General features: G+C 70.2%; 7 protein-coding genes. All 7 read left to right on the forward strand.

What is annotated here, in order from left to right; translation table 11 throughout:
• The first annotated feature begins 45 nt into the window (after window positions 1-45).
• Window positions 46-2220 (forward strand): penicillin-binding protein 2, encoded by a 2175-nt coding sequence (gene mrdA / locus IEZ15_RS04645; RefSeq protein ID WP_189274436.1) that lies wholly within the window; start codon window positions 46-48, stop codon window positions 2218-2220.
• Window positions 2220-3410: a rod shape-determining protein RodA gene (gene rodA, locus IEZ15_RS04650; RefSeq protein ID WP_189274438.1), complete on the forward strand. Its 1191-nt coding sequence runs from the start codon at window positions 2220-2222 to the stop codon at window positions 3408-3410. Before mrdA ends, rodA begins: the two co-directional genes overlap by 1 nt.
• Before the next feature lie 51 nt (window positions 3411-3461).
• The gene (locus IEZ15_RS04655; protein ID WP_189274440.1) at window positions 3462-4994 is read left to right on the forward strand and encodes a CYTH and CHAD domain-containing protein; all 1533 of its coding nucleotides are present in this window, start codon (window positions 3462-3464) and stop codon (window positions 4992-4994) included.
• Window positions 4995-5044: 50 nt separating this feature from the next.
• Window positions 5045-6970, forward strand: a complete 1926-nt coding sequence (locus tag IEZ15_RS04660) for a TIGR03960 family B12-binding radical SAM protein (protein WP_114248996.1) — start codon at window positions 5045-5047, stop codon at window positions 6968-6970.
• A gap of 89 nt (window positions 6971-7059) precedes the next feature.
• Entirely contained in the window at window positions 7060-8259 is a 1200-nt protein-coding gene (locus IEZ15_RS04665) for a hypothetical protein (protein WP_229845749.1), read from the forward strand.
• Between the two features lie 122 nt (window positions 8260-8381).
• Window positions 8382-9164, forward strand: a complete 783-nt coding sequence (locus tag IEZ15_RS04670) for a TIGR03936 family radical SAM-associated protein (protein WP_114244474.1) — start codon at window positions 8382-8384, stop codon at window positions 9162-9164.
• A gap of 232 nt (window positions 9165-9396) precedes the next feature.
• The coding region (locus IEZ15_RS44455; protein WP_229845738.1) for a hypothetical protein at window positions 9397-9755 on the forward strand (359 nt) is incomplete at its 3' end.

Genomic DNA, 9755 nt, shown 5'->3' on the forward strand with positions numbered 1-9755 from the left:
GGACACCCCCCGCATCTCCGGCCCGACCACCACCGGGGGCGCCCCGTGAGCAATATCCCCGAGACCGGCCGGACCCAGCGGGTCCAGATCCGTCTCGTCGTCATCCAGGTCCTCGTCTTCTCCCTGCTGTTCACCCTCGGCGGGCGCCTCTGGTATCTCCAGATCCGCAACGGCCAGGAGTACAGCGACGAGGCGAGGAACAACCACGTCCAGCAGGTCGTCCAGCCGGCAGTCCGCGGGTCGATCCTCGACGCGCGCGGGGTGCCCCTCGCCGACAACGAGACCCGCCTGGTCGTCTCCGCCAGCCGCACCGATCTGCTGAAGATGGACGACGACGGCAAGGGCGTCCTGACCCGGCTCGCCGCTGTGCTCGGCATGAAGCCGAAAGACGTCTTCGACAAGATCCGGCTCTGCGACGCGAAGACGCCGCAGCCCTGCTGGAACGGTTCGCCTTATCAGCCGATCCCGGTGACCGACGAGGCCACCACCCAGCAGGCCCTCGAGATCCGCGAGCGCGCCGAGGACTTCCCCGGCATCACCGCCGAACCCACCGCCGTACGCCGCTACGTCGCACCCGGCAAGGCCAACACTGCGCAGGTCCTCGGCTACCTCTCGCCCGTCACCGACGAAGAGATCACCAAGGCCCAGGACACCGACTCGCCGTACCTCCGCTCCGACCAGGTCGGCCGCTCCGGCCTGGAGCGCACCTACGACAAGGAGCTGCGCGGCAAGGCCGGCGTCACCCGCTACGAGGTGGACAACCTCGGCCGGGTCATCGGCCAGGCGAAGGACGACAAGGCCGAGCCCGGATCGAGCGTCGTCACTTCCATCGACGCCCGGGTCCAGGCCGTCGCGGAGTACGAGCTGAACGACGCGATGAAGGTCGCCCGTACCCAGTTCGACAAGAACACCGGCGAGAACTACAAGGCCGACTCCGGCGCTGTCGTCGTCATGGAGGCCAAGACCGGCCGGGTCGTCGCGATGGCCTCCCTGCCCGACTACGACCCCAACGCCTGGGTCGGCGGCATCTCGGGCAAGGACTACGCCCGGATGACCAGCAAGAAGTCCAACTACCCGCTGCTCAACCGCGGCATCCAGGGTCAGGCCGCACCGGGCTCGATCTTCAAGGTCGTCTCGACCGCGGCCTCCGTCCAGGCGGGCTACCCGTTCGACGGCCACTACTCCTGCGGCAGCTCGTACACCGCCGAGGGTCACACCTACCAGAACTTCGAATCGCAGAGCCACGGCCCGATCACCCTGGGCCGGGCACTCGAGGTCTCCTGCGACACCGTCTTCTACGCCCTCGGCTACCAGCAGTGGCAGAAGGACGGCGGGATGAAGCCGAAGAAGAACGCCAAGGACTGGTTCTTCAAGACCGCCCACCAGTTCGGCCTCGGCAAGGAGACCGGCATCGACCTCCCCAACGAGGTCACCGGCCGCGTCCCCGACCGCCAGTGGAAGAAGGACTTCTGGAAGGCCAACAAGGACGCGTGGTGCGAACAGGCCAAGAAGTGGCCCAAGAAGAAGGACTTCAACACCGTGCTCGCCCACGAGAACTGCCTCGAGGGCATGAAGCTGCACGCCTATGACTCGATCAACTACTCCATCGGCCAGGGCGACACCCTTGTCACCCCGATCCAGATGGCGACCATCTACGCCGCCATCAGCAACGGCGGCACGCTCTACGACCCGACCGTCGGCAAGGCGATCGTCAGCCCCGACGGCAAGCACGTCAGCATGATCGGGCCCAAGTCGCACGGCAAGCTGCCGGCCAGCGCCAAGACCCTGAAGGAGATGGAGGGGGCGCTGGCGGGCGTCGCGACCCGCGGTACCGCCGCCTGGCGATTCGGCGGCTGGCCGCAGGACAAGATCCCGATGCACGCCAAGACGGGTACGGCCGAGGTCTACGGCAAGCAGACGACCTCGTGGTTCGCCACGTACACCAAGGACTACTCGATCGTCATGACGATCTCCCAGGGTGGTACGGGCTCCGGCGCCTCCGGGCCCGCCGTGCGCAACATCTACGACGCGCTCTACGGACTCGACGACTCCGGCAAGCAGGACCTCAAGAAGGCGCTGCTGCCCACCCCGCAGAAGTCCCTGCCGAAGATTCAGCACGACGGCTCGATCGACGCCCCGGAGATCAAGCCGTACGACCCGAACTCGCAGAAGACCCCGGAGGAGCAGACCCTCGCGGCAGTGCTCGGGAGGCGCGACTGATGGCCGGCTTCTCCGTCTCGCGGTACGCCCCCGAGCGCTCCGCCTGGGGCAAACTCACCGCCCGCGACTCCCTCGTACGCAAACTCGACTGGCCGCTGCTCGGGTCCGCGATCGCGCTCTCCTTCATCGGCTCGCTGCTGGTCTACTCGGCGACCCGGGGCCGTGACTCGCTCACGCACGGCGACCCGTACTACTTCCTCCTCCGGCACGCGCTCAACACCGGAATCGGCTTCGCCCTGATGGTCGGCACGATCTGGCTCGGCCACCGCACCCTGCGCGGAGCCGTCCCGATCCTCTACGGCCTCTCGGTGCTCCTCGTACTGGCGGTCCTCACCCCGCTCGGCGCCACCGTCAACGGCGCGCACGCCTGGATCATCATCGGCGGCGGCTTCTCGCTCCAGCCGTCCGAGTTCACCAAGATCACCATCATCCTGATCATGGCGATGCTGCTCGCCGAGCGCGTCGACGCGGGCGACCAGCTCCACCCCGACCACCGGACCGTCGCCAAGGCCCTCGGCCTCGCGGCCATTCCGATGGCCGTCGTCATGGGGATGCCGGACCTCGGTTCGGTGATGGTCATGGCCGTCATCGTGCTCGGTGTGCTCCTCGCCTCCGGCGCTTCGAACCGCTGGGTCTTCGGCCTCCTCGGCGCGGGCACGGCCGGCGCCGTCGCCATCTGGCAGCTCGGCCTGCTCGACGACTACCAGATCGCCCGCTTCGCCGCCTTCGCCAACCCGGCGCTCGACCCGGCGGGCGTCGGCTACAACACCAACCAGGCACGCATCGCGATCGGTTCCGGCGGCCTCACCGGAACCGGCCTCTTCCAGGGCACCCAGACCACCGGCCAATTCGTCCCCGAGCAGCAGACCGACTTCGTCTTCACCGTCGCGGGCGAGGAGCTCGGCTTTCTCGGCGCCGGGCTGATCCTCGTCCTGCTCGGCGTCGTCCTGTGGCGCGCCTGCCGGATCGCCCGCGAGACGACCGAGCTGTACGGCACGATCGTCGCCGCCGGAATCATCGCCTGGTTCGCCTTCCAGGCGTTCGAGAACATCGGGATGACGCTCGGCATCATGCCGGTCGCAGGGCTTCCACTGCCCTTCGTCTCGTACGGAGGGTCCTCGATGTTCGCCGTCTGGGTGGCCGTCGGACTGCTCCAGTCGATCAGGGTGCAGCGGCCGATAAGTGCCTGAGCCGGGACGGGAGCACTGCCCATTCGCGTGCAACACGTCTAGATTCGGGTCATGGCGGACTCGAAGCGTGAGATCGAGCGGAAGTACGAAGCCACCGCGGAAACCCGGCTCCCCGACCTGAGCCGGGTGGCCGGGGTCTCGGCCGTCGCTCACCGGGGCGTCAGCGAACTGGACGCCGTCTACTACGACACCGAGGACCTCCGGCTCATGGCCGGCTCCCTCACCCTGCGCCGCCGCACAGGCGGGAGCGACGCCGGCTGGCACCTCAAATTCCCGGTCGCCTCCGGCATCCGGGACGAGTTCCGGGAACCGCTCTCCGACACCCTGCCGCGCTCCCTCGCCGGACTGCTCCGCTCCCGGGTCCGGATGAGCGAACTGGTCCCCGTCGTACGGCTGCGCACCGCCCGTGACGTCCACCACCTGCTCGATGCCGAGGGCGCGCTGCTCGCCGAGGTCAGCATCGACACGGCGCGGGCCGAACGGCTGACGGGCGGCAGCGGCACGGCCGCCTGGACCGAGATCGAGGTCGAACTCGCCGACGACGTCGACCCCACCCTCCTCGACGCCGTCGAACGCCGGCTGCGCAAGGCCGGTGTCCACCCGTCCGCATCGCCGTCCAAGCTGGCCAGGGCGCTCGCCGCGACCGCGCCGGAGCGGAAGCGGAAGCGGGACAAGGGAGCGCGCGGGAAGGCCGGGCAACCCACCGCGGGCGACCACGTCCTCGCGTACATCCGCCAGCAGAGCGAGGCGATCGTCGACCTCGACCCCGCCGTACGACGCGACCTCCCCGACTCCGTGCACCAGATGCGGGTCGCCACCCGCAGACTGCGCAGCGCGCTGCGGACGTACCGGAAGATCCTCGACCGGAGCGTCACCGACCCGGTCGGCGACGAGCTGAAATGGCTGGCCGCCGAGCTCGGTATCGACCGCGACCAGGAGGTTCTCGACGCCCGTCTGAGCTCCGGCCTCGCCGAACTGCCCCGCACCCTGATCCTCGGCCCCGTGCGCAGCCGGCTGCGGATCTGGTCGGTGGCCCGCCGGGGCGGCTCCCGTCGCCGGACCGTCGCCGTACTCGACGGGAAGCGGTACCTGGCACTCCTGGAGAGCCTCGACGCCCTGCTCGCCGCCCCGCCGCTGCTGCCCGCCGCTTCCCACGCCCCCGAGCAGGCCCTGCCCCGCGCCGTTCTGAAGGAGTACGAGCGCCTCGCGACCCGCGTCGGCCACGCCCTGGAGCTCCAGCCCGGTCACGACCGGGACCTCGCCATGCACGACGCCCGCAAGGCCGCCAAGCGCGCCCGTTACGCGGCGGAGGCGGCCCGGCCCGCGCTCGGGAAGCCGGCCGAGCGGATCGCCGAACGGATGAAGGCCGTGCAGACCCTCCTCGGCGACCACCAGGACAGCGTGGTGGCCCGCGACGCCCTGCGCACCCTGGCCGTCCAGGCGCATGCGGCCGGGGAGCCTGCATTCACCTGGGGACTGCTGTACGGGCGGGAGGAAGCAGCCGCCGCCGCCCAGGAGCGGGAGCTGCCGCAGCTGTGGGAGCGGGCGTCGCAGCCGCGCGTGCGGGCGGCGCTGGAAGGCTGAGCATCGGGTTACGCTTGATGGTCACCCTTGCCGGCTCTCGAAAGTTCGCGATGTCTGTCGATTCGGTCTTCCCACAGCTCGAAGCTCTGCTCCCGCATGTGCAGAAGCCCATCCAGTACGTCGGCGGTGAGCTGAACTCCACCGTCAAGCCGTGGGACGAATGCGACGTCCGCTGGGCGCTGATGTACCCGGACGCATACGAGGTCGGACTCCCCAACCAGGGCGTCATGATCCTGTACGAGGTGCTCAACGAGCGCCAGGGCGTCCTCGCCGAGCGCACCTACAGCGTGTGGCCGGACCTCGAAGAGCTGATGCGCGAGCACAAGGTCCCGCAGTTCACCGTGGACGGCCACCGCCCGGTCAAGGCGTTCGACGTCTTCGGGCTGAGCTTCTCCACCGAACTCGGCTACACCAACATGCTCACTGCCCTGGATCTCGCGGGCATCCCGCTGGACGCCAAGGACCGCACCGTCGACGACCCGATCGTGCTGGCCGGCGGCCACGCCGCGTTCAACCCCGAGCCGATCGCGGAGTTCATCGACTGCGCGGTCGTCGGCGACGGCGAGCAGGCCGTCCTGGAGATCACCGAGATCATCCGCGCCTGGAAGGCCGAAGGCCGCCCCGGCGGTCGCGAAGAGGTGCTCTTCCGCCTCGCGAAGACCGGTGGCGTCTATGTCCCGGGCTTCTACGACGTGGAGTACCTCCCGGACGGGCGCATCGGCCGTGTCGTGCCCAACAAGTCGGGGGTGCCGTGGCGGGTGTCCAAGCACACCGTGATGGACCTCGACGAGTGGCCGTACCCGAAGCAGCCCCTCGTTCCCCTCGCCGAGACCGTCCATGAGCGGATGTCCGTCGAGATCTTCCGCGGCTGCACCCGCGGCTGCCGTTTCTGCCAGGCCGGCATGATCACGCGCCCCGTGCGGGAGCGAAGCATCACCGGCATCGGCGAGATGGTCGAGAAGGGCCTCAAGGCGACCGGCTTCGAAGAGGTCGGCCTGCTCTCGCTCTCCTCCGCGGACCACACCGAGATCGGCGAGATCGCCAAGGGCCTCGCCGACCGGTACACCGAGGACAAGATCGGCCTCTCGCTGCCGTCCACCCGCGTCGACGCGTTCAACGTGGACCTGGCCAACGAGCTGACCCGTAACGGCCGTCGCTCCGGGCTCACCTTCGCCCCCGAGGGCGGCTCCGAGCGCATGCGCAAGGTCATCAACAAGATGGTCTCGGAAGAGGACCTCATCCGAACCGTCGCCACCGCGTACGGCAACGGCTGGCGCCAGGTGAAGCTGTACTTCATGTGCGGTCTGCCCACCGAGACCGACGAGGACGTCCTCCAGATCGGTGACATGGCGGTCAATGTGATCGCCAAGGGCCGCGAGGTCTCCGGCCAGAACGACATCCGCTGCACCGTCTCCATCGGCGGCTTCGTGCCCAAGCCGCACACGCCGTTCCAGTGGGCCCCGCAGCTCGGCGCCGAGGAGACCGACGCCCGGCTGGCCAAGCTCCGCGACAAGATCCGCGGCGACAAGAAGTACGGCCGCTCCATCGGCTTCCGCTACCACGACGGCAAGCCCGGCATCGTCGAGGGCCTGCTCTCGCGCGGCGACCGCCGTGTCGGCTCCGTCATCCGCGCGGTCTACGAGTCCGGCGGTCGCTTCGACGGCTGGCGCGAGCACTTCAGCTACGACCGCTGGATGGCCGCCGCCGAGAAGACACTGCCCGACCACGGCGTGGACGTCGACTGGTACACCACGCGTGAGCGGACCTACGAGGAGGTCCTGCCCTGGGACCACCTGGACTCCGGTCTCGACAAGGACTGGCTCTGGGAGGACTGGCAGGACTCGCTCGACGAGACCGAGGTCGAGGACTGCCGCTGGACCCCGTGCTTCGACTGCGGCGTCTGCCCGCAGATGGACACGAGTATTCAGATCGGCCCGACCGGCAAGAAGCTCCTGCCGTTGTCGGTCGTGAAGTAGGCGCCTCAGGTGTGCACTTCCGGGTGACAGCTCGGTGACGAAGGCCCGGTCCCGGAAACTCCGGACCGGGCCTTCGCGTCATGTCCGGCATGGACCACGGCAAGCAGCAGGCCCCCGCGCACTACGAAGCCGGCGAGGGCTGCCTGACCACCCTGATCAGGATTCCGGTACGGATCGTGGTGCTGGTGATCGTCCTGCCCGTACGCATGGTCTGGGACGCCCTGGTGATGGGAGCCCGCGCCGCCGACCGCACCCTGCTGCGCCCCCTGGGCCGGGCCCTGTCCTGGCTGCTGGCGACGCTGGTGGTGATCCCCACGGTCTGGCTGTACGAGGCGGTGCTCACCCCGCTGGGACATGCGCTGCTGTGGCTGGCCGCGGCGGTCTTCGTCCGGCCGTGGGTCGCGCTCTGGCGGTATGTGCTGGTACCGGCGGTGCGGTACGGGCTCGTGGTGCCGGTGGTGTGGCTGTACGAGGCGGTGCTCACCCCGATCGGCCACGGGCTGCGCCGGGTGTACCGCGAGCTGCTCGCCCCTGCCGGGCAGGGGATCGCCGCCGCGGTCGGCTGGGTGCTCACCGCCCTGTTCGTCCGGCCGGTGGTCGGCCTGTGGCGGTACGTCCTGGTGCCCCTCGCGCTCGCTGCCTCCTGGCTGGCGGAGCATCTGATCGTACGGCCGCCGGCCTGGGCGTACCGGGAGCTGCTCACTCCGCTCGGCCATGGCATCACCTGGCTGCTCGAACTGCTGGCGCGCGGGATCGCGGCCGTCGGGAGCGGTCTGTGGGCGGCGGTGGTGTGGCTGGTTCTGACACTGCTCGTCGCACCGCTCGGCCGGCTGTACCGGCGGGTTCTCGCCCCGGTCGGCCGGGAGATCGCCGCCGCCTTCGGCGTCGCCTGGCGCATCGCGGGGTACATCTCGCGGGCCGTCGGCCGGGCCATCGCCTGGCTGGCGTGGCATCTGATCGGGGCGCCGGTGACCTGGGTCTGTCGCACGGTGTGCACGCCGGTGGGACATTTCGTACGGGATGCCGTCTGGGCCCCCGCCAAGCGGGCCGCCGTCGAGGCGGGGCGCGCGGCCCGGGCGGCGCTGCGCACGGCGCGCGAGACCGTGGCCCGGGCACGCCGTGACGCATGGCGGGCACTGGTCGGCGGGCCGAGGGCGTCCGAGCCCCGGGAACCGGGGAGCCCCCTTGCGCGTAGGCTGGGTGTAACACAACAAGCAATGATTGTGCCCAGCGCGGCGCCCGAACCAGAGATCTCCTCGCTCGGAGAGAAAAACGCCGAGTGGGGGTGAGCCGGACCGGGCACCCCGGGCCACCCGCATTTCGAGGGCGGCGTGCCACCGCGTCCGCCCCGCATCGAGGAGAAGAACCACTGGGCAAGCGACAGCCCGAAGGCCCGCCGCCCGCACCGGCAGTGCAGCGCATCCGACTGCGCTACACGAAGCGCGGCCGCCTCCGGTTCACCAGCCACCGTGACTTCCAGCGCGCCTTCGAGCGGGCACTGCGCCGCTCCGAGGTGCCCATGGCCTACTCGGCGGGCTTCACCCCGCACCCGAAGGTGTCGTACGCCAACGCCGCCCCCACCGGCACGGGCAGTGAGGCCGAGTTCCTGGAGATCGCCCTCACCGAGGCCCGGGATCCGGCCGTCCTGCGCGAGCTGCTCAATGCCTCGCTCCCGGACGGTCTCGACATCACCGACGCCGTGGAGGCCCGCACCTCGGGTCTCGCCGACCGGCTGACCGCCTCCGTCTGGGAGCTGCGTCTCGACGGTGTCTCCACCGAGGAGGCCGTCAAGGCCGTGGCCGCTTTCAACGGGGCCGAGACCGTCGAGGTCCAGCGCCGGGCGAAGAACGGCGTGCGGACCTTCGACGCCCGCGCCGCCGTGGTCGACCTGCAGGCCCTTGATCCACAGTCTGATAGGCCCGAGGACAAGCCCTGTGCGATACTGCGGCTGGTTGTTCGGCACGTGACACCTGCCGTGCGACCTGACGACGTCCTGTCCGGTCTCCGCGTTGTGGCCGACCTGGCGCCGCCGGTCCCCGCAGCGGTGACCAGGCTGGCGCAGGGGCTCTTCGACGAGGAGTCCGGCACGGTGACCGACCCGCTCGCGCCCGACCGCGAGGCAGCCCCGGCCGCTCCACCCATGGCCACCGGGACCGCTGTCGCGACGGCGCCGGAAGGTGCAGGTTCCGCGTAAGGCGGTCGTTGCAGCGCAGTCCTTCGACTCGGGAGCCACCTGGGTCGGGCCGCGCGATGACCCATAAGACTTTCGCCAGGCCGTACGCACATCGCCTACGGAACCGGCGAGCCAGACATTGAGTTCCCGTGCGGCGCCCGCGCCCCGGACGGCAGTCTCGCGTACATCACGCGGGCCGCGCCGGACCGGAATCAGACGCGGCGCCCGGGAGCCTGACGGGAGAACCGCCCGCATGCCCCAGTCCAACGAACCCGGCACGACCGGGAACGTCGAAGAGAACAACGCACCCGGAGACAAGCTGCCGCCGCGCCGCAGGCGCCGCGCCGCGTCCCGCCCGGCCGGCCCGCCGGTGGCGGACGCACAGGATGTCGCCGCTCCGGCCATACCGGCCGATGACGCCGCAGTGTCCGACAACACCACCACCGACGCCGAGAGCGCTCCGGCGACAGAAGCCGCGCCGCCTGCGCGTACCCGTCGTCGTGCCGTCCGCAAGGCGACTGCTCCGGCGGGTGCGCCGCAGGCCGCCGAGGTCGTGGAGGTTGTGGAGCCCGTCGCGAGTGCCGAGGCCGCCGAGCCCGAGGCCGAGGTCGT

Source organism: Streptomyces atratus, from assembly GCF_014648655.1.
GTDB lineage: Bacteria > Actinomycetota > Actinomycetes > Streptomycetales > Streptomycetaceae > Streptomyces > Streptomyces atratus.

Coding starts and splice junctions, on each gene's coding strand:
- rodA (WP_189274438.1), top strand. CDS start 2,220: ATGGCCGGCTTCTCCGTCTCGCGGTACGCCCCCGAGCGCTCCGCCTGG.
- IEZ15_RS04655 (WP_189274440.1), top strand. CDS start 3,462: ATGGCGGACTCGAAGCGTGAGATCGAGCGGAAGTACGAAGCCACCGCG.
- IEZ15_RS04665 (WP_229845749.1), top strand. CDS start 7,060: ATGGACCACGGCAAGCAGCAGGCCCCCGCGCACTACGAAGCCGGCGAG.
- IEZ15_RS04660 (WP_114248996.1), top strand. CDS start 5,045: ATGTCTGTCGATTCGGTCTTCCCACAGCTCGAAGCTCTGCTCCCGCAT.